Source organism: Pseudomonas syringae (genome assembly GCF_021605415.1).
GTDB lineage: Bacteria > Pseudomonadota > Gammaproteobacteria > Pseudomonadales > Pseudomonadaceae > Aquipseudomonas > Aquipseudomonas syringae_S.
Genome location: NZ_WKEQ01000005.1, coordinates 1 through 23563 on the forward strand (window position 1 = coordinate 1; position 23563 = coordinate 23563).

Genomic DNA, 23563 nt, shown 5'->3' on the forward strand with positions numbered 1-23563 from the left:
ACCACTTGCGCTTCCGATCTCTCGTTAGCGGGAGGCGAATTCTACAGCGTTACTCGCTGTTGTCAACACCTCTTTTTCACCGCTTTCGACCGAGAAGATCGAACCGTTAAAAGAGCCACACATCACGGCCCTTCCAACTCCTTCCAGGCTTCGATGATCTGAAGCCAGTCGCTGTCGAAAACTGCTTAACTCATTGTTTACCAAGGAGTTTTCCGTTTCGACTGCGCCGGAAGTGGGGCGAATTATAGACACTCAGATTTTGCCGTCAACACTTAATTTCGCTTTTCTACGGAAAGCATAAAAAGCTCGCTTATATATAGACGCGCCCTCAAGCAATGCGCAATATATTGCTCATTACAACAACGTTAGCTTCTCCTTACTCTGGAAACTGCCTGTCAATGAACGCCCAGCCCCGCAGTCTTGCCTCGATCTTGTTCCCGGTTGGCCTGCTACTAATAGCCATGGCATCAATCCAGTCCGGCGCCTCACTGGCCAAAAGCATGTTCCCAATCATCGGTGCTCAGGGAACCACCACGCTGCGCCTGATTTTCGCCAGCATCATCATGCTGCTACTCCTGCGTCCCTGGCGCGCCAAGCTGACAGCCAAATCCTTGCGCACAGTAGTTGTCTATGGCTTGGCCTTGGGCGGAATGAACTTTCTCTTCTATATGTCGCTGCGAACGGTGCCGCTCGGCATCGCCGTTGCACTCGAATTCACGGGACCATTGGCCGTTGCGATTTACGCATCACGCCGGGCCATCGATTTTCTCTGGATCGGGCTGGCCGCCATTGGACTACTATTGTTGATACCCACCGGCACGGCAACCGCCAGTATTGATCTGGTAGGCGCCGGCTATGCCCTTGGTGCCGGCGTGTGCTGGGCGCTCTATATTATGTTCGGGCAAAAGGCTGGCGCTGATAACGGCGTACAAACTGCCGCACTCGGCGTGATGATTGCTGCACTCTTCGTCGCTCCCATCGGTATCGTTCATGCCGGTGCTGCACTGTTGACGCCTTCGCTGATCCCCATCGCCATCGGCGTTGCGATTTTGTCCACAGCGCTGCCATACACACTGGAAATGGTCGCCCTCACCCGCATGCCTGCACGCACTTTCGGTACTTTGATGAGTATCGAACCTGCATTCGGTGCGCTGTCCGGCCTGCTGTTTCTTCAAGAATATCTTTCCTTGTCACAATGGATGGCCATCCTGTGCATCATCTCGGCTTCTGTCGGTGCCACGATGACCATGGGCAACACTGCTAAACCGGCCATTGCAGCAGATTGAGACAGGAATTGACGAAAGTCTGGTAATCGGAATCCATTTAGGCCATGTTTAGGCACGCAACCCAATGCCAGACATGGATTTTTTCAGACAGGGACTTCAGAACGCTTCAAACGCAAGCGAATGTGGGGCAGATCCGAGCATCAGACTCGAGGCTGCCATAAGGACAGTGATGAAACGAATTTTGATACTGATCGCCGTACTGGCTGTTGCCGGTTGCACAGCGACCTCGAAAACCCAGGTCAAACACGGTAAAAGAGGGCTTCACATCAATTGCTCCGGTCTCTCGTCCTCATGGGACAAGTGCTACACCAGCGCTGCCAATTCCTGTGCGCCAAAAAGCTACAAGGTGATCGCCAAGTCAGGGGATGCGGTAGAGGAGCCGGGTGATTATCCTTTTGGCCTCAATCCGGCCGGATATACAAGTCGCAGCATGATCGTCATCTGCAAGTAAGTCCGCCGTCTGATTGGACTCGTTGAACGGCGAGTTGGCGGCCGATCTCTTCGTAACTGGAACTCAGCACGTTGCGCTGGATGGCCGGTGTGACCAGCATCCGCGCCACCACCAACGCGCCGACACATTGCGACAGAATCGCCCAAGCCAGGCTGTCGCTCTCCAGAATTTTTGCCCAACTTTCATGAAGCCTGCATATCCATTCTTGCGCCTCTTCGCGCACGGGCACGTCCGAACGCGCAATTTCCGCCCCTAATGTCGGAAGCGCACAGCCTGATTCAGGATGTTCGACATGGGCCATGCTCAAATATTTCTTGAGGCAGCGCTCAAGCCGGTCTCGATCCTGCGCCCCCTGTCCACCCAATCGTTCCAGACTCTGACTCAGCTCTCGCTCGACGATGCTGGTGAACAACGCGTCCTTTGACGAAAAGTGGCTGTAAAAAGCTGCACCGCTCAACCCGATGGCTTTCATCAACCCATCCACGCCTACCGCAGAGAAGCCCGACTTCTTCGCCGACAACGCACTGCTCTGCAGGAGTTTCTCTTTGGTTTCGAGCTTGTGACTGGCGGAGTAACGCACGCGACTGCCTCTTTTCTGATCACCTTGACGTTGTCAAAATCGTAGCATAACGTCCGTTCACTTAACGATCGTTAACTAAAGGGATCCACCCATGAATAACAAAAAGGTCGTATTGGTGGTTGGTGCGGGTGATGCAACGGGCGGTGCGATTGCCAAGCGTTTTGCCCGAGAAGGTTTCGTGGCCTGCGTTACTAGGCGAAGCGCCGATAAACTGCAGCCACTGGTCGATGCCATCAACGAGGACGGCGGCGAAGCGCATGGCTTCGCGTGCGATGCTCGTAAGGAAGAAGAGGTGATCGCGCTGATCGAGGACATTGAAACGCGCATCGGCCCCATCGAAGCCTTTGTTTTCAACATTGGCGCCAACGTGCCATGCAGCATTCTTGAAGAAACCGCGCGCAAGTATTTCAAGATATGGGAAATGGCCTGTTTCTCGGGCTTCCTCAATGCCCGCGAAGTTGCCAAGCGGATGGTCACCCGTCAAAGGGGAACGATTGTGTTCACCGGCGCGACTGCCGGATTGCGGGGTGCGTCCGGCTTTGCCGCGTTCGCAGGCGCCAAGCACGGCATCCGCGCGCTGGCACAAAGTATGGCGCGCGAACTTGGGCCAAGGAACATCCATGTCGCCCATGTCGTGGTTGATGGGGCGATCGATACCGACTTTATCCGCGACAGCTTCCCGGAAAAATACGCAACCAAGGATCAGGATGGCATTCTCGACCCGCAGCACATTGCCGAAAACTACTGGTATCTGCATAGCCAGCCACGAGACGCCTGGACATTCGAACTGGATCTACGGCCCTGGAACGAACGCTGGTAGCCCCCCTCAGAACAAGAAAGAGCCCAACGACCATGAGCAAATCCGTGGAGTTCTATTTCGACCTCGGCAGCCCGGCCACCTACCTGGCCCATACCCAACTGCCGAAAGTCTGTGCCGCAACCGGCAGCCATTTGATCTATATCCCGATGTTGCTGGGTGGAGTGTTCAAAGCCACCGGCAACGCCTCCCCGGCCATGATCCCAGCCAAGGGCCGTTACATGCTTGCGGATCTTGATCGTTATGCCAAACGTTACGGCGTACCGCTGAAATTCAATCCCCACTTTCCGATCAACACGCTGCTGCTGATGCGTGCAGTCACCGGCATTCAGTTGCGCCATCCGCAACGTTTCCACGCGTTCATTGATTGCTTGTTCGATGCTCTTTGGGTAGAGGGCCGCAGCCTCGACGAGCCTCAAACCGTCGTGGCGGTATTAAACGAGCATGGCTTCGATCCCGATGAAGTCCTGGCGCTGACCAACGACGAGGCCGTTAAGGCAACACTCAAAGAAAACACTGAAGCCGCCATCAAGCGGGGCGTTTTCGGTGCGCCGAGCATGTTCGTCGACAACCAGTTGTACTTCGGCCAGGATCGTCTCGACTTTGTCGAGCAAGCCCTGCGTCCTTCAGGCGCTAGTAGCAGCGCCTGAAGGACAAGCGGTCAGATAGCCGCCGTGCGGGTATTCAGCCAGTCCAGCGCCGCGCCGTCGAGCAGCGGGCTCAGGCGCTCACGCACTTGCGCGTGATAGGCGTTGAACCATTGTTTTTCTTCCAGGCTGAGTAAGGATGGCTCGAGGCAACGGGTATCGATCGGGCACAACGTCAACGTTTCGAACTTGAGAAACTCGCCGAACTCGCCGCCGCCAGCCTCGCAGTTCAACGCCAGGTTTTCGATTCGCACACCCCAGCGACCCGGACGGTAGGTGCCCGGTTCGATGGACGTGATCATGCCCGGCTGCATGGCCGTTTGCGGCGCCGGCACGGCCTGGTAGGCAATCACCTGCGGGCCTTCGTGCACATTGAGGAAGTAGCCGACACCGTGCCCGGTGCCGTGACCATAATCGACGTTATCGGCCCAGATCGGTGCACGAGCGATGGCATCCAGCAACGGCGAGAGAATCCCCTTGGGAAAGTGCGCACGAGACAGCGCAATCACGCCTTTAAGCACACGGGTGCAATCGCGCTTCTGTTCAGCGCTTGGCGTACCGACCGGCACCATGCGCGTGATATCAGTGGTGCCGCCCAGGTATTGACCGCCAGAGTCGATCAACAGCAAGCCATCCCCCTCGATCACCGCATGTTCTTCTTCCGTGGCGTGATAGTGCGGCATCGCGCCGTTGGCGTTGAACGCGGCAATGGTATTGAAGCTCAGCGAAACATAATCCGGACGCCGCTCGCGGGCTGCCGTCAGTTTTTCGTCGATGGTCAGCTCGGTAATGCGCTCGCGACCCCAAGCCGATTCCAGCCAGGCGAAGAACTCGCACAGCGCCGCGCCGTCCTGCTCCATTGCCTTGCGGATGTGTTCAGCGTCGGCAAGGCTTTTTTGCGATTTGGCCAGCGTGGTCGGGTTCAAGCCTTCGACCAGTTTGACGTTGCTGTCGAGGTGATCCATTAAACCGGTGGTGACCCGCGCCGGATCGACCAACAGGCTCGCGCCGCCAGGAATCGCCCTTAATGCATCGGCGACTTCGCTGTAGTCACGCAATGTGACGCCGTCCTGTTCCAGCGTGGCGCGCAGTGACGCATCAATCTTGCTCAACGCCACGAACAGCGTCGCTTGCTGGTGACCAATCAACGCAAACGACACAAACACCGGGTTAAACGACACATCGCCGCCGCGCAGGTTAAACAGCCAAGCGATGTCGTCCAGTGTGGCGATGAAATGCCAGTCGGCGCCACGCGCCTGCAACGTTTCACGCAGCTTGGCGAGCTTTTCGCTGCGGCTGACCGTCGCCTGCGGCGGCAGATGCGCATATATCGATGCGGTTGGGAGGCTCGGACGATCACTCCAGACTTCATCGAGCAGATCGAAATCAGTACGCAAACGAGCGCCTCGCGCTTCAAGCTTGCTAGCCAACGTGCGCGCCGATGCCACGGCCATTACTGCGCCATCAACGGCCACGACGCCGCCTTCCGGCGTTTGCTCGGCGAGCCAGTCCAGCGGACTCGGCTGACCCGGTTGCAGCTTGACCAGTTCGATACCGCTGCCGTTGAGTTCTTTGGTCGCTTGTTCCCAGTAGCGGCTGTCGGCCCAGACACCGGCGAAATCTGCGGTGACAATCAACGTCCCGACCGAACCGTAAAAACCGGACAGCCATTGCCGGCCCTGCCAGTAACCCGGCAGATATTCCGAAAGGTGCGGGTCGGCGGACGGAACCAACAGTGCATGGATGCCTTCGCGACGCATCAGTTCGCGGGTGTGCGCCAGGCGCTGGGGAACCGTTCCTTCGGTCAAAGACTGCGTACTCATCATGTCTCCTGCTAACCACTTGGTCATTATTGTTCGCGGCCGATCATTGTCGGTGCATTTATCAGAGCCCTGTCGCCCAGAATGCCGGAGCACTGGCGCAGGCGGTTTTAATCAACTTAACGGCTTCGTCGATATCTTCGGCGGTGGTAAAGCGGCCGAGACTCAAGCGGATGGTACGTCCGGCCAGCCGGGCATCATGCCCCAGCGCCAGCAAAACGTGAGAAGGCGTATTGCTCGCGGAATTACAGGCCGAGGTCGCAGAAAATGCGATGGAATGGCTCAACGCCGCACTGTTGAACTCACCTTCGCCGAACGTCAGGCTCAGGGTGTGCGGAATGCGCTGGGTGGCGCTGCCGTTCAGGCGTACGCCGGGCAGGCTGAGCAACTGCTCAAGCAAACGCTCGCGCAACCGGACGATGGTGCTTTTCTCCTCATCGAATGCCGCGCCAGCCAAGGCGAATGCCGCACCCATACCTGCGATTTGATGCGTCGCCAATGTGCCGGAGCGCAATCCGCCCTCGTGTCCGCCACCGTGAATCTGCGCCTGCAAACGCTGTTGCGCACCCGGGCCGACATACAGCGCGCCGATGCCCTTGGGGCCGTAGAGTTTGTGGGCGGAGAACGACATCAGATCCACTGGCCACTCGGCCAGATTGATCGCGACTTTACCGGCACCCTGGGCGGCATCGACATGGAACAGTGCGCCGCGACTGCGCACCACTTCGCCGATGGCACGGATGTCGTTAACGGTGCCGAGTTCGTTGTTGACCAGCATCAGCGAGACCAGAAAGGTGTCGTCGCGCAGAGCTTCGCTGACCGCTTGCGGCGTAATCAGACCATCGACGTCCGGCACCAGATACGTCACCGCGACGCCTGCGTCCTGCAATTGCCGAGCAGTGTCGAGAATCGCTTTGTGTTCGATTTGACTGGTGATGATGTGGCCGCCCGACACCGCGCGCGCCTGGGACACGCCTTTGAGGGCAAGGTTGTTGGATTCCGTGGCGCCGGAGGTCCAGACGATCTGCTCGGTTTGCGCGCCGACCAAATGGGCGACCTGGCGCCGGGCCAGCTCGACCGATTGCCGGGCTTTTTGGCCGAAGACATGGGAGCTTGAAGCCGGGTTACCGAAATTACCGTTGAACCCCAGGCAATCGACCATCACCTGGATGACCCGCTCGTCGACCGGAGTGGTGGCGGCGTAGTCGAAATACAATGCACGTTTATTCATAAAGGACTCGCAGAGCGTGTTCCGGGATCAGGAAGCGCGTCTCGGCAAACGACGAAACGCAGCTTTGTGAGCCGCGTCGTGTTTGCAGAACGTCATCAATACCCGATCGGATGCCGTTAAAGAAGTAGGGCTTCATTTAAAAGTGCGTAGGAACGCTCCTGAAACCGAGCTTAACAGGCATCAGGCCAACGGTTGAAGCGATGCGTCAGCGGATGTTTTCCAGCAACAGTGGATACAGCGAAATCACCAGCAACGCCGCCATGCCCCAATTGAACACGCGCAACCAGCGGCGATCCTTCAACACATTGCGCAACAATGTTCCGCACGCCGCCCAGACGCCAACACTCGGCAGGTTAATGATGGCAAACACCGCTGCAATCACCACCACGTTGGTGAAATAGCCCTGCATCGGCGTGTACGTGCTGATGGCGCCAATGGCCATGATCCACGCCTTGGGATTGACCCATTGGAAAGCAGCGGCGCCGAGATAACTGATCGGCTTGGCCTCGCTGTTCTCGTTATCGCCGACCGGCCCTGAGTGGGCGATTTTCCAGGCCAGAAACAGCAAATACGCCGCGCCTGCATAACGCAGCAACGTGTAGAGCAATGGATACGCTTGAAACACCGCACCCAATCCAAGGCCCACCGCCACCACCAACACGAAGAACCCGCAGGTGATGCCAAGCATGTGAGGAATGGTGCGGCTGAAACCGAAATTCACGCCCGACGCCAATAACATCGTGTTATTCGGTCCCGGCGTGATTGAGGTAACAAGCGCAAACAGGGCAAAGCCCATTAGCAGGTCAAGCGAAAGGGTCATGGAGGGCAGTCCTGGCAGGGTCATTCAATGTGTTGACCCTATCGCACGCCATCTCGCTAGCACACGGACAGTTGGAAGAAACTTGCGGCAGTACAGTTGGGGCTCAACTCGGACGGCCGTGCAGCTGTACCGCGCGCTCGGCACTCATTTCGCCCTGATTGTCGAAACCGAATGTTTTGCGTTGCGGCTCGCCGAGTAATTTGGCTCGTTGAGCGTGGTATTCATCGAAAGACAAGCCGCGACGGCCCAACGCCTCAAGGGCCAATTCACGGGTCTCCTCAGCGGTGTAGGGACGCAATTCGGGAGACACATGACTCGCGCAACCGGCGAGTACGGAGATGGCGAGCATTAAAACAACGGTCAGTGAGTGATTCATGGGAGCGTCCTGGCGAGCAATGTGGGTCGATGGACAAAGGCTACGCCCGGGCACTCTTCGGCAGAAATCAACGCTTTCAATAGTAGCTATCGGAATTCATGACCAAGGACTGCTTATTCTCAAAATGGCCCTTTGCACGATCTGCTGGAGTCCATCTCGACGCACCAGAACCAATCGCATACCAGTCTTTGCAGGTGCGCAGCTGAGACCGCCCGCAAGTCGCTGCTCGTCGCGCATCACGCCCCGGGCGCAAGACGGTTCTATAGTCAATCGACCGGACAACCGGCGGAGACTTTTTCAGAAAAAGAAACAGGGAGAACGTCATGAGCGTCAAACCCATCCCCGAGGGGTATCACAGCATTACCCCCTACCTCGGCATTCAGAAGGCTGCCGAGGCCATCGATTTCTACAAGAAAGCGTTCGGCGCCACCGAGGTCATGCGCTTGAGCATGCCCGACGGCGGTATCGGCCACGCGGAGCTGCGCATTGGCGACAGCGCGATCATGCTCGGCTCGCCGTGCGACCAAGGGCCGCTGAGCAACCCGGACCGTGCGGTATCGGTCGGATTGCACCTGTATGTGACCGATGTCGACAAATCGTTTCAACGCGCAATAGATGCCGGGGCGACTTCGGTGTCTGAGGTGAAGGATCAGTTTTATGGTGATCGCAGTGGCACGTTGAAGGATCCCTATGGCCACCTCTGGTTTCTGGCGACGCGCAAGGAGAATCTGACTCAGGAGGAAGTTGAGCAGCGGGCGAAGGAGATGTTTCAACAGGGTTGAACGTTTTTGTGAACGTAACGACCGCTTCGCGGGCAAGCCCGGCTCTTGTAGGTTCGTGTCGTATACATCGTCGATTCCTCCGCGAGCCATTCGATTAGACGATGCAGCCCAAAAGCCCCCTGAACAAGGATCAGCCCGATGTTTGCCGGATTTCAAAAAGACCAGCGCCATGTCAACGGTGTCGACATTGCCTATCGAATGGGCGGCAGCGGGCCGGGGTTATTGCTGTTGCACGGACACCCGCAAACCCACGTGATCTGGCACAAAGTCGCCGAACAACTGGCCCGGTATTTCACCGTAGTTGCCGCTGACCTGCGCGGCTATGGCGACAGTAGCCGTCCATCGGCCGATGACCGGCACATCAATTACTCCAAACGCGAAATGGCTCGGGATAACGTCGAACTGATGAAAAACCTGGGCCTGGAACGTTTCTCCGTGCTCGCCCACGACCGTGGCGCCCGGGTTGCCCATCGCCTGGCTCTCGATCACCCGGCCGTCGTTCAGCGAATGGTTTTGCTGGATATCGCCCCGACACTGTCAATGTACGCCCAGACCAACGAAGCGTTTGCCCGCGCCTACTGGCACTGGTTTTTCCTGATCCGCCCGGCACCGTTACCGGAAACTCTCATCGAAGCCGATCCCGAAGCGTACTTGCGCAGTGTGATGGGCAGTCGCAGTGCCGGCCTCAAACCCTTCTCTGCCGAAGCCTTCGCCGAATACCTGCGCTGCCTTAAGCAACCGGGGAGCGCACGCGGGATCTGTGAAGACTACCGCGCCAGCGCCGGGATCGATCTGAAACACGATCGTGCCGACCTCGATGCCGGCCACCGATTGACGCTGCCATTGCTGGCGCTGTGGGGCGCCGAAGGTACGGTCGGACGCTGTTTCGATCCGCTCAGGGAATGGCAACAGGTCGCTAGGGATGTACGCGGCAGGGCACTGCCGGCCGGTCATTATCTGGCTGAAGAAGTCCCCGATCAGTTGCTCGCTGAAGTACTGGATTTCTTGCGCTGACATTCCTGCCGGGTGTCGGGAGGCTGTGAGATGGCAACCTGGCAAGCACGCTCATTTCTACATTCCTGAAACATTTGCTAATTGCGAAACATTTGCTTTCATATCTTCAGTCAGGAATTCTCATTCTCATCCGTCATATAGAGATGCGATCCATTCGCGTCGGCAAAAGCCACGACTGGATTTCCCTGGGAACTCCGTGCTGCGAAGCCCGTAGCACCGTCCCTTTCCACTGAATCAAGACACCCATCATGTCGAAGAAATCCCGCTCCAAACTGTGGTTCCTGGTGCATAGCTGGCTGGCATTGCCGATCTGGTTCTTTGTACTGATCGTCTGTGTGACCGGCACGCTCGCGGTAGTCAGCCAGGAAATCGTCTGGCTGGCCAATCCGCAGATGAGGGCCTCGCAGCCTTCCGATGATGCTCCGCGTCTCAGCTATGACCAGATCATTGCCGCAATGAACAAAGCCGAGCCGCAAACCCTGGTGCAACGCATCAGCCGCCCGGACGAATCTCACTTTGCCCTCAATGCACAGGTCAGTTACCCGGACGGACGGTCGCTGACGGTTTACGTCAATCCATATACCGGGGTCATCCAGGGCATTGCCCCGGAATTCAACTTCCAGCAGTTCACCCGTGCCTTGCACGGATGGTGGCTGGTACCGTTCACCAACGGTTTCAGTTGGGGCTGGTACCTGGTGTCGGCGCTCGGTTTGCCGCTGCTGGTGTCGTTGATCACCGGCCTGGTGGTCTACAAGCGATTCTGGAAGGGCTTTTTCCGCCCGACCCTGCGCATTCGTCATGGCGCCCGTATCTTCTGGGGTGACTTTCACCGACTGAGCGGTATCTGGTCGATCTGGTTCATTGCCGTCATTTCAATCACCGGTACCTGGTTCCTCATCGAAGCGGCGTTGTTCGACAATCAGATTTCCATTTCCAGCGAACCCGTCATCGCCAGCATGAGCCGTGAAAGCGTGCCGCTGTCGGCAGACGGCAGCCCGACGCCGCGAATCAGCCTGGATAGGGCGATTGAAATCGCGCAGGAAAAAATTCCGGGGCTGGAAGCCAGCAATATCAGCCTGCCCGGCAATGCTTACAGTCACTTGGATATCCGGGGCCGCGGCTGGTATCCACTGATGTTCCAAAGCGCCACGCTCAACCCTTACACCGGTGAGCTGGCAGCAACCCGCGTGCTGAGCGACCGCACTTCGCTGGAGTTCGTCACCGAGTCCATGCGCCCGTTGCACACCGGCGATTTTGGCGGATTGTGGATCAAGTTGATCTGGTTCTTTTTCGGTCTGCTGCTGAGCATGATGGTGCTCAGTGGCCTGCTGATCTGGACCAAACGCACCGCACTGGCCACCGCCAACGCACTCAAACGCGAGGACAAGAAAAGCCGTATCAAGGCACAACCGGTGCTGAGCCGTGAAACTTCGGAGGCCAACCTGTGAGCAATTCGACGACTGCATCGCAACCTTCACGACTGAGCCAGCTCTGGCGCAAATGGCGCTTCCACATCAACGTGCTGCTGCTGTTGATCCCGCTGGGGTTCATGCCCAAATACTTCGCCGATGCGGCGCTGTTTCGCGGTGACAGCGGTTTGGGTGAGCGGGAAATCGGTGAAGTCCAGGTCGGCCCGTGGAGCCTGCGCCTGGCCGAGTTGCGCAACGATGCACCGCGTCAGGACGGCCCGGCCGGTTACCTGAAAGGTTTCAACGCTGCGCTGTGTGATGCCTGCATCGACCAGGTCAAAGCCACCTACCTGCGCATCGGCAAACCGCGCAGCCTGCGCGCCGCCGGTTCGATCTTCTTCGGCACGCCGTACCGCATGGGCACCGCAATGCCGGTGCCGGAAAAAACCAAAGCCGATGCCGAACTGTGGATCACCATGGAAGGCTGGGACGGCAGCATGCACCAAGCCTCTATTCCGCTGAGCCAGGCGTCTCCTGCGACCATCGCCTGGCTGAACCAACAAGGAGCCAAACCATGAGTCTCATTCAAAGCGCTCGCCTCAAAGCCGCGATGCTGGTGCTGTGCGCCGGCTTCAGCGCCAGCGCCTTCGCCCACAACCCGATGTGCGAATGCAAAGCCATCGACGACGAGCAGATCCAATGTAAAGGCGGATTTTCCGACGGCAGCGGCGCACCCGGTGTGACCCTCGACGTAGTGGGCTACGACGAAACCATTCTGGTGCCCGGCAAGCTCGGCACCGACTCGACCCTGACGTTCAAGAAACCCGGTGCCGAGTTCTATGTGCTGTTCGATGCGGGCCCGGGCCATGTCGTCGAAATCGACCAGGCGGATATCCAGGCCCCATGACTACGCCTACCACACAAGTTGTCCGCCCGGCCGGTGCCGGCCATGAAACCCTTAACGTGTTGCTGTTGTGCCTGCTGATTCTCGCGGTGGCCGCATCGATCGTTGCCTGGCGCGGCGAGTCTCACGAGCCGGAGCCGGTCGCCGGCAACCAGTTCGATGCCCGCCGCGACCTCAGCGCCGCCGAGCAAGGCATCTACGCTGACCTGCGCGTGACACTCGATGAAATTCATCTGCTGCGCGAAGAACAGCAGGCTCTGCCCACGCCGAAAAATCTGGCGGACGAAGGGTTTGCGCCATTTGCCCAGGACGCCAGTTCGGTCAGCCGTGGCGGTCATGTCTGGCAACTGTTGGCCGACACCGCTTACTTCGGCCACAGCCAGACACCTGACGTGGCCGGTTCGTTTCTGATGCGCCTCTCTGCAACCGGTGACGCACCGGACATCTGGCTCAATCGCAGCAATGACCTTCAGGCACCGACCGATCAAACAGATGCCGCCCTCTCCGGGGCTGGCTGGAAACAGATCGTCGCGCAATTCGATGCCGGGGTTACCCGCGAACATCGGCACTGAACCTTCGCCTTCATTCGAGAGAAGACCGCTTTCCCATGTCTATTTCATCTCAACGTCGTCCGTTTCTGCGTCTGCTGCTGGTTGGCCTGTGCGCCTGCCTGCTGAGCCCGATGGCCAGCGCCGATCAAACCAAGCGCCTGCGCATCGGCATCACCCTGCACCCTTATTACAGCTACGTGGCGAACATCGTCGGCGACAAGGCCGACGTGGTGCCGCTGATTCCCGCCGGTTTCAACCCGCACGCCTACGAGCCCCGCGCCGAAGACATCAAACGCATCAGCGGACTGGACGTGGTCGTGCTCAACGGTGTCGGCCATGACGATTTCGCCGACCGCATGATCGCCGCCAGCGAAACGCCGAACATCAAAACCATCGAAGCCAACGAAAACGTGCCCTTGCTGGCCGCCACCGGGATCGCTGCGCGCGGTGCCGGCAAAGTGGTGAACCCGCACACGTTCCTGTCAATCAGTGCCTCGATTGCCCAGGTCAACAACATCGCCCGGGAGTTGGGCAAGCTCGACCCGGACAACGCCAAGACCTACACCCAGAACGCCCGCGCCTACGGTAAACGTCTGCGGAAAATGCGCGCCGATGCCTTGGCGAAACTGACCCAGGCACCGAACGCCGAGCTGCGCGTGGCCACCGTACACGCGGCCTACGACTATTTGCTGCGCGAGTTCGGTCTGGAAGTGACGGCCGTGGTCGAACCGGCTCACGGCATCGAACCGAGCCCGAGCCAGTTGAAAAAAACCATCGATCAATTGCGTGAACTCGACGTGAAAGTGATCTTTTCTGAGATGGACTTTCCCTCCAGCTACGTCGATACCATTCAGCGTGAGTCGGGCGTGGAGCTGTACCCGCTCTCGCACATTTCCTACGGCGAATACACCGCCGACAAATACGAAAAGGAAATGACCGGCAACCTCAACACCGTGGTGCGGGCGATTCAGGAGTCCGGCGCATGACTGCCAAAGAAACCATCGCAAACCAATCCCCTGTAGGAGCGAGCCTGCTCGCGAAGGCGTCTAGCCAGTCGACATCAATACTGAATGAACAATCGCAATCGCGAGCAGACTCACTCCTACAGGTCTCGGGGCCGACGCTGGAGTTTGCGGAGGTTTGCCTGACGCTGGGACGCACGACGATTCTCGACAATGTCAGCTTTCAAGTGCAGCCCGGCACGGTGCATGCGCTGGTCGGGCCGAACGGCGGCGGCAAAAGTTCGCTGATCAAGACCTTGCTCGGCCAGATGCCCCATCAGGGTCGACTGAGCCTGGCGTGGCCCGGCGAACCCGGCACCATCGGCTACGTGCCCCAGGCCCTTGAGTTCGATCGCGGCTTGCCCATGACCGTCGACGATTTCATGGCGGCGATGTGTCAGCGTCGCCCGGCGTTCCTCGGTTTGAGCAAACATTACGCCGCTGCCATTGGCGAGGCGCTGGAACGGGTCGGCATGCAGGACAAGCGCAAGCGTCGGATGGGCGCCTTGTCCGGTGGCGAACGTCAGCGGGTGTTGCTCGCTCAAGGCTTGATTCCGGCGCCGCAATTATTGGTGCTGGACGAACCGATGTCCGCCCTCGACGAAGCAGGAATCCAGGTGTTCGAACGCTTGCTCGGTGACTGGCGCGCGACGGGCATCACGGTGCTGTGGATTGAGCACGATCTGGAAGCGGTGAAGCGTCTGGCCAATCGCGTCACCGGCCTCAATCGCCGAGTGCTGTTCGATGCTACGCCGCAAGAGGCGTTGACGCCTGAACGTCTGCTAACGCTGTTTTCAACCCATCCACGGAGCGCTGCCTAATGAGTTACGAAGCTTTCCGTTTGATGGTGCAAGGCTGGGCCTCCTCCGGTTATCTGCCGGAAGCCCTCGCCTACGGATTTGTCGTCAACGCCCTGCTCGCCGGCCTGTTGATCGGCCCGGTACTCGGCGGCCTCGGCACATTGGTGGTGGTCAAGCGCTTCGCATTTTTTTCCGAGGCGGTGGGTCACGCGGCGCTGACCGGTGTAGCCGTCGGCATTCTGCTCGGCGAACCCTACACCGGGCCTTACGGCAGCCTGTTCGGGTACTGCCTGTTGTTCGGCATTCTGCTCAACTATTTGCGTAACCGCACCGGCCTGGCGCCGGACACATTGATTGGCGTGTTTTTGTCGGTGTCGCTGGCACTCGGCGCGAGCCTGTTACTGATCCTCGCCGGCAAGATCAATGTGCACATCCTCGAAAACGTGCTGTTCGGCTCGGTGCTGACGGTCAACGGCAACGATTTGCTGGTACTCGCCATCGTCGGTTCGCTGGTCATGGCCCTGGCGCTGCCGCTGTACAACCGCATCATGCTCGCCAGTTTCAACCCGCAACTGGCGGCGGTGCGCGGCGTTGCGGTGAAGACCCTGGACTACCTGTTCGTGATTCTGGTGACGCTGATCACCGTCGCGGCAGTGAAAGTCATCGGTGCGATCCTGGTCGGCGCGCTGCTGGTGATTCCGGCGGCCGCTGCACGCTTGCTCAGCCAGTCGCTCAAAGGTTTTTTCTGGTGTTCGGTGCTGATCGCCACGGTGAGCACCCTGTGCGGGATTCTCGCGCCGATTGTGTTCGACCTGCCGATTCCGTCCGGCGCCGCGATCATTCTGGTTGCCGGTATCGCCTTCGCCCTCGCCGCCATTGCACGCGGCGTCGTCCCCAGCCTGAAAGGGAATCTCGGATAAATGTCTTTTTCACTGCGACAACTGACTCTGGCCATAGCCCTGTGCGGCGTGTTTTCCAGCCCATTGATAGCGGCCGAGAATGCCAAACCGCTGCGAGTGCTGGCCTCGTTGCCGATCACGTACGGCCTCGGTGAAGTACTGCTCAAAGGCACGGATGTCAGCCTCGAACGCGCCGCCCCGGCGAACCTGCCGGGCAGTCGTCAGACCGCTTACTTCACCGGTCGTGGCGCGCCGGCCCTGAGCAAACTGGCAACCGACGCCGACGCGGTGATCGGGGTGCGCTCGCTGTGGGCTGATGATCCGCTGTACCCGATGGCGCGGCGCAGCAACATTCGCATCGTCGAAGTCGACGCCGCGCGTCCGGTGGATGGCGCCCTGCCCGGCATCGCCGTACAGCCCGATCTGAAAGTCGATGGCCTAAACAGCCAACCATGGCTGGCGAGCAACAACATGGGGCGCATGGCTGACGTGATGGCGGCGGATCTGGTGCGCTTGGCGCCGGCAGCGAAGCCGAAGATCGAGGCCAACCTGGCGACATTGAAGCAGCGCTTGCTGAAACTCAGTGCCGACAGTGAGGCGCGTCTGGCCGAGGCTGACAATCTCAGTGTGATGAGCTTGAGCGATCACTTTGGTTACCTGATCGGCGGGCTCAATCTGGAATTGATTGGCCAGGATGCGCGACCGGATGCCGAGTGGACGCCCGACGATCTGCAAAAAATGACTGCAATGCTCAAGGACAATGACGTGGCGGTGGTGTTGCATCATCGTCAGCCCTCGGACGCGGTGAAAGCCGCGATCAGTGAATCGGGTAGCCGTCTGGTGGTGTTGAGCACCGATGCGGCGGATCCGGTGGCCGAGCTGGAAGGGAATGTCGATCAGGTGCTCAAGGGTTTGAAAGGCGGGCCTTCGGCCTGACATCAAAAGATCGCAGCCTGCGGCAACGCCTGCACGGATCCCTGTAGGAACTGCCGCAGGCTGCGATCTTTTGAGCGTTCCCGATACAACAAAAAACCCGCTGACCGTCACCGGTTCAGCGGGTTTCTTTTTGGCCACGCGCTTACTGAGTGGCAGCCTGCCCGTCCATCTTCTGGCGCAGGCTCAGTGGGCGCATGTCAGTCCAGGTTTCCTCGATGTAGGCCAGGCATTCCTTCTTCAGGCCGCTTTTGCCAACGGTGCGCCAACCTTGCGGCACGGCTTTGTAGTCGGGCCAGATCGAGTACTGCTCTTCGTGGTTGACCACGACCTGAAAGAGGATGTCCTCGCGGTCGAAAACTGAAGTCATGCTGTTTCTCCATCGCTGTATGGGTGGGCCGCGCAGCAGGCGCAGCCGGGTATGTAGAAAGAACGTTCGGCGCGCTGAAAAATTTACAGCGAAGCCGTTGCCGCGCTCAGCGCCCGGCCGAAGATCTCGGCGACACGGTCGATTTCGGCGCCGGTGATCACCAGCGGCGGCAGGAACCTCACCACGGCGCCGTGACGTCCGCCCAATTCCAGAATCAAACCGCGCTTGAGGCACTCTCGCTGCACCAGCGGCGCCAGACGAGCAAAGGCCGGCGGATGACCGAGGGCATCCGGCGCACCCGCCGGGTCGACCAACTCCACGCCGAGCATCAGCCCGCGACCACGAACATCCCCCAGCTGCGGGAATTCCCGTTGCAGGCTGTGCAGGTGTTCGCTCAGGCGCTCGCCCATGGCAGTCGCGTGTTCGCAGACCTTGTGTTCGACCAGATAACGCATCACCGCCGAGCCGGCAGCCATCGCCATCTGGTTACCCCGGAACGTGCCGGCGTGGGCGCCCGGTTGCCACGTGTCGAGCCATTCGCGATAGACCACCACCGCCAGCGGCAGGCTGCCGCCGATGGCCTTCGACAACACCACCACGTCCGGGATGATCCCGGCGTGCTCGAAGGCGAACATCTTGCCGGTGCGGCCGAAACCACTCTGGACTTCATCGACGATCAGCGCTACGCCAGCCTTCTCGGTGATACGACGTAAGCCGCGCAACCACTCGATGTCCGCCGGAATGACCCCGCCCTCGCCCTGCACCGCTTCGACGATCACGGCCGCCGGCAATTGCACGCCCGCTTCAGGATCGGAAAGCAGAGTTTGCAGGTAACTCAGGTTGGCTTTTACCCCCGCAGCGCCGCCGAGGCCGAACGGGCAACGGTAGTCATACGGGAACGGCATGAACTGCACGCCGTTGCTGAGCAATGCACCGAGTGGCTTTTTCGGCCCCAGACTGCCCATCAGACTCAACGCCCCCTGGCTCATGCCGTGATAACCGCCGGAAAACGACAGCACGGTGCTGCGGCCGGTGGCGGTACGCACCAGTTTCAATGCAGCTTCCACGGCGTCGGTGCCGGTCGGGCCGCAGAACTGGATCTTCGCTTCTGCCGCCAGTTCCGTGGGTAGGAGGCCAAACAAATCCTGGACGAATTGATCCTTCACCGGGGTCGTCAAATCAAGCGTGTGCAGGGGCAATTCATCGGCGAGCACTTGTTGGATCGCCTCGATCACCACCGGGTGGTTATGCCCCAACGCGAGCGTGCCGGCACCGGCCAGGCAGTCGATGAAGGTGCGCCCTTCGACATCCTCGACGTACAAACCCTTGGCCCGCTTGAGCGCCAGCGGAATGCGTCGCGGATAGCTGCGAGCATTGGACTCTTGAAGACTTTGACGCGCCAGCAAGGGCGATTCATTGAACTGGTAAAGCGTTTCGGCAGGCGCGGAGACGACCCGTGCCGACGACGCTTCGATAAGGCTGGTGGCGACTGACATCTCTCGACCCCTCAATACGTGATGGATGGTGACCAAAACTGTTTGCCTGGACGGTGTGCGCTTCGGATACGAAGCGCACACGCAGGTTTTCCTGTTCTGGAAACGCATCAGCGTGCCGAGGATTTAGACGCTTGATCGACTTGGCGGTCTCACGATGCCAGGCCCTTGTGCATGGGCAGGGCGTGCGGGCCGTTGCGCAGGGTCGGCAGCGTCGAATCTCGATAGCCAAGACGACGATAAAACGCTTCGCCAGTGCGAGTGCTGTCGAGGCAGGAGCGGATCGATCCATGCATGCTCAACCAACCTTCCAGATCCGCCATCACCGCCCTTCCCACTCCCCGTCGAAACCATTCCGGTTGCACATGACAGAACGCGATGTCGCCGCCGACCATCGCCATGCCCGCACCCACGGGTTTGTCCTGCAGCAGGGCGATGTTCAGATAATGTCGAGAGTCGGCAAGCCAGGCGCAGATGCGGTCGGCCGACCGCTGGTCAACCCATGAAGTCACGAGGTACGGATCGTTTCGATGATCAAGCGCACAGCCGACGCGAATCGAACGCTCGACAATGCGACTGATGATACCGGCGTCGGCCAGGGTGGCCGGGTGAAGATAGACGGGTGCATCCATGGCGCTGTTTCCTCATTCCATTGAGTCAAGGCTGCCGGGACGATACCGCCGTTGGGCGCAGATGGCTAACGCCCAGAAGTTACATTTGATGTGATGAAACAGTTTCGTGTGGGAGCTGCGGCACGATGCGATCTTTTGACTTTAAAAGACAAGATCAAAAGATCGCAGCCTTCGGCACCTCCTCCATGGGAATCCGTCACGGGTACCCTATCAACGTGGATCCGGTTGCAACGGCATGGTCAGCACTACACGCAACCCATCCGGCCGACTGTCGAAATGCAACGTACACCCACAGCGCTGAACAATCGCCTGAACAATCGCCAGACCCAGACCACAGCCCGTGCTCTGACCATTGCGCCAAAAGCGCTGAGTCAGGTGCTGCAAATCTTCGGCAGCAATCCCCGGCCCGTAATCTCGAACCATAAAGCGCACGCGATCAACGCTGGTTTCCAGGCTCAATTCCACAGCACAATCCGAGGGCGTGTGACGCAACGCGTTATCTAGCAAGTTGCGCAACGCAGCAATCGAAAGCACCGCCGGCATCTGCAGCGGCGCAGCTGAAAGCGTTGCCGGCAATATCAGCTTGATCCGCTCTTTCTCGCCGGTGGATGCATCCTGGATCGCCAGTTTTGCGACCTGTTCGGCGCCACACTGCACGCCATCGTCAAACGACAGACTGCCCTCGACCCGTGCCAGCAACAGCAACTGCTCGAGCGTGCGATGCAGGCGATCCGCCCCCTCCTCAGCGCGGGCCAGCGATTGATCACGGGCGCTACCTTCGGTCATGCGCGCCACTTGCAGGTGGGTCTTGATTGCCGTGAGTGGACTGCGCAGTTCATGCGCCGCGTCACCGGTCAGCCGCCGTTCACGTTCGATGGTCTTGCCGATGCGCTGAAACAGCTGATTCTGAGTATCGAGCAACGGTTTCAATTCACTGGGGAACGACTGCAATTGCAACGGCTCAAGGGAATCGGCACTGCGCCGCATCAACGCCTCGCGCAGGCGATTGAGCGGCGCCAAACCCTGGCCGATGCCCAGCCACAGTAGGCACAGACAACCGAGCAACGCGACGCCCACCGGCACTGAAGCGGCCAGCAGGATCGACATGTTCAACGCCTCGCGTTCGATCTGCCGATCCGCCGTGGTGATGCGCAAATCGCCCCGAGCCAGAGTGAAACTGCGCCACGGCGCTCCGTCGATGATTTGATCGTGGAAGCCCATTTTCTCGGCTTCCAGTGCCTGCTCGGGATTGTTGTGACTGCGGGCGAGAATTTCCCCACGCAACGAGCTGACCTGACAGGCCATGCCACCTGGAATGTTTAGCTGCTCGGCGCTGAAATGCGTACCTTCGCCCTTGTTTGGCAGCGTCGGCAATTGCTCCAGCAATCCGGCGACCATGCGCGCCGAGGCGACCAGGCGCTGGTCGAGGGAAAACATCATCTGGTTGCGCAAGTCGCTGAGCATCCAGGCCGCCGCCAGCGCCCAGATCAACGCGAAGGCAGCGCCCAGGGTCAGACTGAGGCGCAGGCGCAGGCTCATCACTTGTCTTGCTCTCCACCATCGGCCGGCCCAAGGCGATAACCCAGGCCACGCACGGTTTCAACAATGCCTTTGCCGAGTTTGCTGCGCAGGTGATGGATGTGCACGTTGAGGGCGTTGCTCTCCAGTTCGTCATTGAACCCGTAGACGCTGTCTTTCAGTTGCTCGGTGGACAGCACTCGACCACGGTTATGCAACAGGGCTTGCAGCAACGATTGCTCGCGCCGGGAGAGATCCACCGACTGGCCCGCCAGCATGGTTTCGCGACTGCTCGGGTCGTAGGTCAACGCACCGTGTTCGATCAGGTTGACGCTGCGCCCGGCCACTCGGCGCAACAACGTATGCAGACGTGCAGCAAGCTCGCGCAGGTCGAAGGGTTTGAGCAGGTAATCGTCGGCACCGGCTTGCAATCCGTCGACGCGGTCAGTGACCGAATCGCGGGCCGTGAGAATCAGCACCGGTATCTCAAGGCCATTCTGGCGCAACTGCTGCAGCAGTTTCAGGCCGTCTTCGTCGGGCAGACCGAGATCGAGCACCATGACGTCGAATTCCGCAACCTTGAGCATCGCCCGGGCTTTCGAAGCGCTGGCGACATGCTCAACGGTCAAACCCTGAGCCGTCAGCCCGGCAACGATGCCGCTGGCGATCAACTCATCGTCTTCGCAAACCAGTACGTGCATGGGAGCTCCCTGAGCAAAAACGCGAGTCAAACAGATGAGGATTAAGCCGCAATTATGGCAAGCGTATCGGCTGGCGAGAAGCTCGACGTATCGAAGTTTGGTCGTCGCGGCCCCACCAGCCCGATCGAGAATAGTTTTGATTATCCACTTATAACCGATCTGAAACAGCATGAAGTTTAAACTTGAAACACACCCGAACTTAATAACCATTCTAAAAAAAGCTCAATAGTACTAGGATCAATTTTGTCGAATATATAGACCGACACGACGACGCTAGATAATCCTATTTCAAGCAAATCAAATACCAACCAAAAGAGCACCACCATGAAAGTTAAAAGCTTCACCGCTGTTGACTGGCGCACAGGCCCTGATCGCATTTACTTCTTCTTCAAAGATACCGACACTTATTCACGCTTCAATTTAGGCGACAACAAAGTTGGAAGTGATTACCCGGCATCGGTTGCCGGCAACTGGGGCAGCTTCGACGAATCGGCTAAAACGCTGCGCTTTGGGTTCACCACTACTAATCCGAGCTGGAACGGCGGGATTGACACACTATGGCTGTTCTACCATCAAGGTAATGTGCCGTCGGTGTGCGAGTACAGTCAGCAAACCGATGAGGTCATCTCCAGGCTTCCCCTGTCGCAATCGAAATGGGCGGCGCTACTTCCTTACTTCGAGCGCATTGTTGGCGTCATGTGGAGCGACGATACGGCGTCCAGCAAAAAAATCGGGTTACTGATGAACGATGGCAACTATCTCGTTTATGAAGAATATTCAAAAACGTTACAAGTACGTTCCCTCGCGGATTCCCCTTGGTCAAAGCTGGCGTCCTACAAAGATCGCCTGATGACCGCCGTGATGGACGAGTACCCCACATTCGACAGTTACTCTTATATCTTCCTCAACGACAACCAATATTTCAAATTTGTGAAAAGCACAGAGACATTATCGGGGCCTCACGAAACCAACGATAACGCTTGGCCCGGCTTGTTTCGGGACTGACATCTACCGCTGACTTGACGGCAGACCTGCCGGCGAGTCCTTATCCAAATTAACTGTTTCAAAAGGAACAACACCATGCCTGCAATGAAAAACTTCGTCGCCGTCGATTGGCGGAAAGGCGATGATCGACTCTATTTCTTCTTCAAGGACAAAGGCACTTATTCAAAATTCCCCCTTGGTATGAACTACGTCGGCCCCAATTATCCGGCTTCTGTTGAAGGCAGCTGGGGTGATTTTGACCAACACGCCAAGGATCTGAAATTTGGATTTCACACGGACGCCATCGAATGGGGTGAAGGCGGTACCGATTTCATGTGGCTGTTTTACTATCAGGGCACTACGCCTATGGTCTGTAAATACAGCGAGACAAACGACAATGTCGTTTATAAAAGGCCCCTGTCGCAAACCCTGTGGCGCCTCTTGGGCCCTTATTTCGACCGTATCGTCGGTGTGATGTGGCTCAAGCGTTATTACAAGACGACACAGTTCAGGGTGCTGATGAACGATGGTAACTATCTCGACCTGGACATTAGAAAGAATACTGTGGAACAGAAGTCACTCATCGGCTCCCATTGGCAAAAGCTCCACTATTATAAAGACCGGTTGATCACCGCCGTACAAAATGATTATCCAATGTTCGACAACTACTACTACATCTTCATCACCAACAATCAGTACTTTAGATTCGACATGGATTCGAAATGGCTCGACGGCCCCAACGAAGTAGATGATGTCAGCTGGCCAGGACTTCTAAATGATTAAAAAATCCGATAACCAGATCGCTATTACACCGGTTCAACATAACACCCGATAGTGGATTGAAAGGACTCACTCGTATGCCTGGATTGAAAAATTTCGTCGCCGTGGATTGGCGTTCGGGCCCTGACCGCATTTACTTTTTCTTCAAAGATACCGATACCTACTCGCGCTACGATATTGGTGAAGAAAAACTCTTGAAGGGTTACCCGGCCACCGTAAAAAACCATTGGCACACCTTTGAACCCCATGCAAGAAACCTGCGCTTCGGCTTCACCACCACTTCCCTGGGTCAGGGGCTAGCATCGGATGAAGACATCGCGTGGCTGTTCTTTTACAACGCCGGCGTGCCAACGGTGTGCAAATATGATCAGGACGCAGACAAGGTAGTGGCGTTTTATAACGTTGAGAATTCCATCTGGGCTCCCCTGCTTCCATACTTTGACAAAATAGTTTGCGGCACGTGGTGGCAACGCCTGGGCTACAAATTCCTGTTCAAGTTTCTCACCCGTGACGGTCAGTGGTTGACCTACAACTACATCAAGCGAAAGGTCACCGTCGCGCCTGTCACAGGTGGACTGGAGCGATACAAGGATCGCATCATTACCGCCGCACAGAATGACCGGACCTTCGCAGACAGTCATTGGTACTTCTTTCTCACCGAGAATCAGTATCTGACGTTCAACTTGCAAACCAGCAAACTACTGGGCGGCCCCGCCAATATCGATGGGAAATGGCCGGAATTGTCCCAGGGCTGAAGCCCGGCA

At 58.2% G+C, this 23563-nt stretch carries 27 protein-coding genes; 17 read left to right on the forward strand and 10 right to left on the reverse strand.

What is annotated here, in order from left to right; genetic code table 11:
• The first annotated feature begins 398 nt into the window (after positions 1 to 398).
• Complete coding sequence (gene rhtA / locus GIW69_RS04660) at positions 399 to 1286, forward strand: threonine/homoserine exporter RhtA (protein WP_236480967.1); 888 nt, start codon at positions 399 to 401, stop codon at positions 1284 to 1286.
• A 169-nt stretch (positions 1287 to 1455) separates the two neighbouring features.
• Positions 1456 to 1737 carry a hypothetical protein gene (locus GIW69_RS04665; protein ID WP_236480968.1) on the forward strand — a complete coding sequence of 94 codons (282 nt, stop codon included), beginning with the start codon at positions 1456 to 1458 and terminating at the stop codon, positions 1735 to 1737.
• Here GIW69_RS04665 and GIW69_RS04670 read toward each other — a convergent pair.
• Positions 1724 to 2317, reverse strand: a complete 594-nt coding sequence (locus GIW69_RS04670; RefSeq protein WP_236480969.1) for a TetR/AcrR family transcriptional regulator — start codon at positions 2315 to 2317, stop codon at positions 1724 to 1726. The two genes, GIW69_RS04665 and GIW69_RS04670, sit on opposite strands and share 14 nt — an antisense overlap.
• A 91-nt stretch (positions 2318 to 2408) precedes the next feature.
• Between GIW69_RS04670 and GIW69_RS04675 the strand changes: the two genes are divergently transcribed.
• Both GIW69_RS04675 and GIW69_RS04680 read left to right on the forward strand, forming a co-directional pair.
• Positions 2409 to 3137 carry an SDR family oxidoreductase gene (locus GIW69_RS04675; protein ID WP_236480970.1) on the forward strand — a complete coding sequence of 243 codons (729 nt, stop codon included), beginning with the start codon at positions 2409 to 2411 and terminating at the stop codon, positions 3135 to 3137.
• Between the two features lie 32 nt (positions 3138 to 3169).
• The gene (locus GIW69_RS04680; protein ID WP_236480971.1) at positions 3170 to 3784 is read left to right on the forward strand and encodes a 2-hydroxychromene-2-carboxylate isomerase; all 615 of its coding nucleotides are present in this window, start codon (positions 3170 to 3172) and stop codon (positions 3782 to 3784) included.
• An 11-nt stretch (positions 3785 to 3795) separates the two neighbouring features.
• Here the strand turns inward: GIW69_RS04680 and GIW69_RS04685 are convergent, their stop codons facing one another.
• The 4 genes from GIW69_RS04685 to GIW69_RS04700 form a co-directional block, all read right to left on the reverse strand.
• A complete protein-coding gene (locus GIW69_RS04685; RefSeq protein WP_236480972.1) occupies positions 3796 to 5604 on the reverse strand; it encodes an aminopeptidase P family protein in 1809 nt (602 codons plus the stop codon).
• Between the two features lie 61 nt (positions 5605 to 5665).
• Positions 5666 to 6832, reverse strand: coding sequence for an aminotransferase class V-fold PLP-dependent enzyme (locus GIW69_RS04690; RefSeq protein ID WP_236480973.1), 1167 nt, complete (start codon positions 6830 to 6832; stop codon positions 5666 to 5668).
• Positions 6833 to 7037: 205 nt separating this feature from the next.
• Entirely contained in the window at positions 7038 to 7652 is a 615-nt protein-coding gene (locus GIW69_RS04695; RefSeq protein ID WP_236480974.1) for a LysE family translocator, read from the reverse strand.
• A 103-nt stretch (positions 7653 to 7755) separates the two neighbouring features.
• Positions 7756 to 8028 carry a hypothetical protein gene (locus tag GIW69_RS04700; protein ID WP_236480975.1) on the reverse strand — a complete coding sequence of 91 codons (273 nt, stop codon included), beginning with the start codon at positions 8026 to 8028 and terminating at the stop codon, positions 7756 to 7758.
• A 323-nt stretch (positions 8029 to 8351) separates the two neighbouring features.
• Between GIW69_RS04700 and GIW69_RS04705 the strand changes: the two genes are divergently transcribed.
• From GIW69_RS04705 to GIW69_RS04750, 10 genes are all read left to right on the forward strand, one after another.
• Positions 8352 to 8810, forward strand: coding sequence for a VOC family protein (locus GIW69_RS04705; RefSeq protein WP_236480976.1), 459 nt, complete (start codon positions 8352 to 8354; stop codon positions 8808 to 8810).
• Positions 8811 to 8948: 138 nt separating this feature from the next.
• On the forward strand, positions 8949 to 9824 hold the full coding sequence (locus GIW69_RS04710) for an alpha/beta fold hydrolase (RefSeq protein ID WP_236480977.1): 876 nt from the start codon (positions 8949 to 8951) through the stop codon (positions 9822 to 9824).
• 248 nt (positions 9825 to 10072) lie between these two features.
• On the forward strand, positions 10073 to 11272 hold the full coding sequence (locus GIW69_RS04715; protein ID WP_236480978.1) for a PepSY-associated TM helix domain-containing protein: 1200 nt from the start codon (positions 10073 to 10075) through the stop codon (positions 11270 to 11272).
• Entirely contained in the window at positions 11269 to 11811 is a 543-nt protein-coding gene (locus GIW69_RS04720; protein WP_236480979.1) for a PA2404 family protein, read from the forward strand. Before GIW69_RS04715 ends, GIW69_RS04720 begins: the two co-directional genes overlap by 4 nt.
• A complete protein-coding gene (locus tag GIW69_RS04725; protein ID WP_236480980.1) occupies positions 11808 to 12140 on the forward strand; it encodes a hypothetical protein in 333 nt (110 codons plus the stop codon). The genes GIW69_RS04720 and GIW69_RS04725 overlap by 4 nt, the downstream gene beginning before the upstream one ends.
• Entirely contained in the window at positions 12137 to 12709 is a 573-nt protein-coding gene (locus GIW69_RS04730) for a DUF6162 family protein (protein ID WP_236480981.1), read from the forward strand. The genes GIW69_RS04725 and GIW69_RS04730 overlap by 4 nt, the downstream gene beginning before the upstream one ends.
• Before the next feature lie 35 nt (positions 12710 to 12744).
• Entirely contained in the window at positions 12745 to 13674 is a 930-nt protein-coding gene (locus GIW69_RS04735; protein ID WP_236480982.1) for a metal ABC transporter substrate-binding protein, read from the forward strand.
• A complete protein-coding gene (locus GIW69_RS04740; RefSeq protein ID WP_236480983.1) occupies positions 13671 to 14510 on the forward strand; it encodes a metal ABC transporter ATP-binding protein in 840 nt (279 codons plus the stop codon). Before GIW69_RS04735 ends, GIW69_RS04740 begins: the two co-directional genes overlap by 4 nt.
• Complete coding sequence (locus GIW69_RS04745; RefSeq protein ID WP_236480984.1) at positions 14510 to 15409, forward strand: metal ABC transporter permease; 900 nt, start codon at positions 14510 to 14512, stop codon at positions 15407 to 15409. The genes GIW69_RS04740 and GIW69_RS04745 overlap by 1 nt, the downstream gene beginning before the upstream one ends.
• The gene (locus tag GIW69_RS04750; protein ID WP_236480985.1) at positions 15410 to 16324 is read left to right on the forward strand and encodes a metal ABC transporter solute-binding protein, Zn/Mn family; all 915 of its coding nucleotides are present in this window, start codon (positions 15410 to 15412) and stop codon (positions 16322 to 16324) included.
• A 142-nt stretch (positions 16325 to 16466) separates the two neighbouring features.
• Here GIW69_RS04750 and GIW69_RS04755 read toward each other — a convergent pair whose 3' ends face one another.
• From GIW69_RS04755 to GIW69_RS04775, 5 genes are all read right to left on the reverse strand, one after another.
• On the reverse strand, positions 16467 to 16691 hold the full coding sequence (locus tag GIW69_RS04755) for an MbtH family protein (RefSeq protein ID WP_236480986.1): 225 nt from the start codon (positions 16689 to 16691) through the stop codon (positions 16467 to 16469).
• Between the two features lie 83 nt (positions 16692 to 16774).
• Positions 16775 to 18187 carry an aspartate aminotransferase family protein gene (locus GIW69_RS04760; RefSeq protein WP_236480987.1) on the reverse strand — a complete coding sequence of 471 codons (1413 nt, stop codon included), beginning with the start codon at positions 18185 to 18187 and terminating at the stop codon, positions 16775 to 16777.
• Positions 18188 to 18336: 149 nt separating this feature from the next.
• On the reverse strand, positions 18337 to 18816 hold the full coding sequence (locus GIW69_RS04765; protein ID WP_236480988.1) for a GNAT family N-acetyltransferase: 480 nt from the start codon (positions 18814 to 18816) through the stop codon (positions 18337 to 18339).
• Between the two features lie 210 nt (positions 18817 to 19026).
• Positions 19027 to 20355, reverse strand: coding sequence for an ATP-binding protein (locus GIW69_RS04770; protein ID WP_236480989.1), 1329 nt, complete (start codon positions 20353 to 20355; stop codon positions 19027 to 19029).
• Positions 20355 to 21035, reverse strand: a complete 681-nt coding sequence (locus GIW69_RS04775; protein WP_236480990.1) for a response regulator — start codon at positions 21033 to 21035, stop codon at positions 20355 to 20357. The genes GIW69_RS04770 and GIW69_RS04775 overlap by 1 nt, the downstream gene beginning before the upstream one ends.
• A 324-nt stretch (positions 21036 to 21359) precedes the next feature.
• Here GIW69_RS04775 and GIW69_RS04780 point away from each other — a divergent pair, with 324 nt between their 5' ends.
• The 3 genes from GIW69_RS04780 (at position 21360) to GIW69_RS04790 (ending at position 23554) form a co-directional block, all read left to right on the forward strand.
• Positions 21360 to 22040, forward strand: a complete 681-nt coding sequence (locus GIW69_RS04780) for a hypothetical protein (protein WP_236480991.1) — start codon at positions 21360 to 21362, stop codon at positions 22038 to 22040.
• A gap of 75 nt (positions 22041 to 22115) precedes the next feature.
• Entirely contained in the window at positions 22116 to 22802 is a 687-nt protein-coding gene (locus tag GIW69_RS04785; RefSeq protein ID WP_236480992.1) for a hypothetical protein, read from the forward strand.
• Positions 22803 to 22876: 74 nt separating this feature from the next.
• On the forward strand, positions 22877 to 23554 hold the full coding sequence (locus GIW69_RS04790) for a hypothetical protein (RefSeq protein ID WP_236480993.1): 678 nt from the start codon (positions 22877 to 22879) through the stop codon (positions 23552 to 23554).
• The last annotated feature ends 9 nt before the right edge of the window (positions 23555 to 23563 follow it).

Coding starts and splice junctions, on each gene's coding strand:
- rhtA (WP_236480967.1), top strand. CDS start 399: ATGAACGCCCAGCCCCGCAGTCTTGCCTCGATCTTGTTCCCGGTTGGC.
- GIW69_RS04665 (WP_236480968.1), top strand. CDS start 1,456: ATGAAACGAATTTTGATACTGATCGCCGTACTGGCTGTTGCCGGTTGC.
- GIW69_RS04675 (WP_236480970.1), top strand. CDS start 2,409: ATGAATAACAAAAAGGTCGTATTGGTGGTTGGTGCGGGTGATGCAACG.
- GIW69_RS04680 (WP_236480971.1), top strand. CDS start 3,170: ATGAGCAAATCCGTGGAGTTCTATTTCGACCTCGGCAGCCCGGCCACC.
- GIW69_RS04685 (WP_236480972.1), bottom strand. CDS start 5,604: ATGAGTACGCAGTCTTTGACCGAAGGAACGGTTCCCCAGCGCCTGGCG.
- GIW69_RS04690 (WP_236480973.1), bottom strand. CDS start 6,832: ATGAATAAACGTGCATTGTATTTCGACTACGCCGCCACCACTCCGGTC.
- GIW69_RS04695 (WP_236480974.1), bottom strand. CDS start 7,652: ATGACCCTTTCGCTTGACCTGCTAATGGGCTTTGCCCTGTTTGCGCTT.
- GIW69_RS04700 (WP_236480975.1), bottom strand. CDS start 8,028: ATGAATCACTCACTGACCGTTGTTTTAATGCTCGCCATCTCCGTACTC.
- GIW69_RS04705 (WP_236480976.1), top strand. CDS start 8,352: ATGAGCGTCAAACCCATCCCCGAGGGGTATCACAGCATTACCCCCTAC.
- GIW69_RS04710 (WP_236480977.1), top strand. CDS start 8,949: ATGTTTGCCGGATTTCAAAAAGACCAGCGCCATGTCAACGGTGTCGAC.
- GIW69_RS04715 (WP_236480978.1), top strand. CDS start 10,073: ATGTCGAAGAAATCCCGCTCCAAACTGTGGTTCCTGGTGCATAGCTGG.
- GIW69_RS04725 (WP_236480980.1), top strand. CDS start 11,808: ATGAGTCTCATTCAAAGCGCTCGCCTCAAAGCCGCGATGCTGGTGCTG.
- GIW69_RS04730 (WP_236480981.1), top strand. CDS start 12,137: ATGACTACGCCTACCACACAAGTTGTCCGCCCGGCCGGTGCCGGCCAT.
- GIW69_RS04735 (WP_236480982.1), top strand. CDS start 12,745: ATGTCTATTTCATCTCAACGTCGTCCGTTTCTGCGTCTGCTGCTGGTT.
- GIW69_RS04740 (WP_236480983.1), top strand. CDS start 13,671: ATGACTGCCAAAGAAACCATCGCAAACCAATCCCCTGTAGGAGCGAGC.
- GIW69_RS04745 (WP_236480984.1), top strand. CDS start 14,510: ATGAGTTACGAAGCTTTCCGTTTGATGGTGCAAGGCTGGGCCTCCTCC.
- GIW69_RS04750 (WP_236480985.1), top strand. CDS start 15,410: ATGTCTTTTTCACTGCGACAACTGACTCTGGCCATAGCCCTGTGCGGC.
- GIW69_RS04755 (WP_236480986.1), bottom strand. CDS start 16,691: ATGACTTCAGTTTTCGACCGCGAGGACATCCTCTTTCAGGTCGTGGTC.
- GIW69_RS04760 (WP_236480987.1), bottom strand. CDS start 18,187: ATGTCAGTCGCCACCAGCCTTATCGAAGCGTCGTCGGCACGGGTCGTC.
- GIW69_RS04765 (WP_236480988.1), bottom strand. CDS start 18,816: ATGGATGCACCCGTCTATCTTCACCCGGCCACCCTGGCCGACGCCGGT.
- GIW69_RS04770 (WP_236480989.1), bottom strand. CDS start 20,355: ATGAGCCTGCGCCTGCGCCTCAGTCTGACCCTGGGCGCTGCCTTCGCG.
- GIW69_RS04775 (WP_236480990.1), bottom strand. CDS start 21,035: ATGCACGTACTGGTTTGCGAAGACGATGAGTTGATCGCCAGCGGCATC.
- GIW69_RS04780 (WP_236480991.1), top strand. CDS start 21,360: ATGAAAGTTAAAAGCTTCACCGCTGTTGACTGGCGCACAGGCCCTGAT.
- GIW69_RS04785 (WP_236480992.1), top strand. CDS start 22,116: ATGCCTGCAATGAAAAACTTCGTCGCCGTCGATTGGCGGAAAGGCGAT.
- GIW69_RS04790 (WP_236480993.1), top strand. CDS start 22,877: ATGCCTGGATTGAAAAATTTCGTCGCCGTGGATTGGCGTTCGGGCCCT.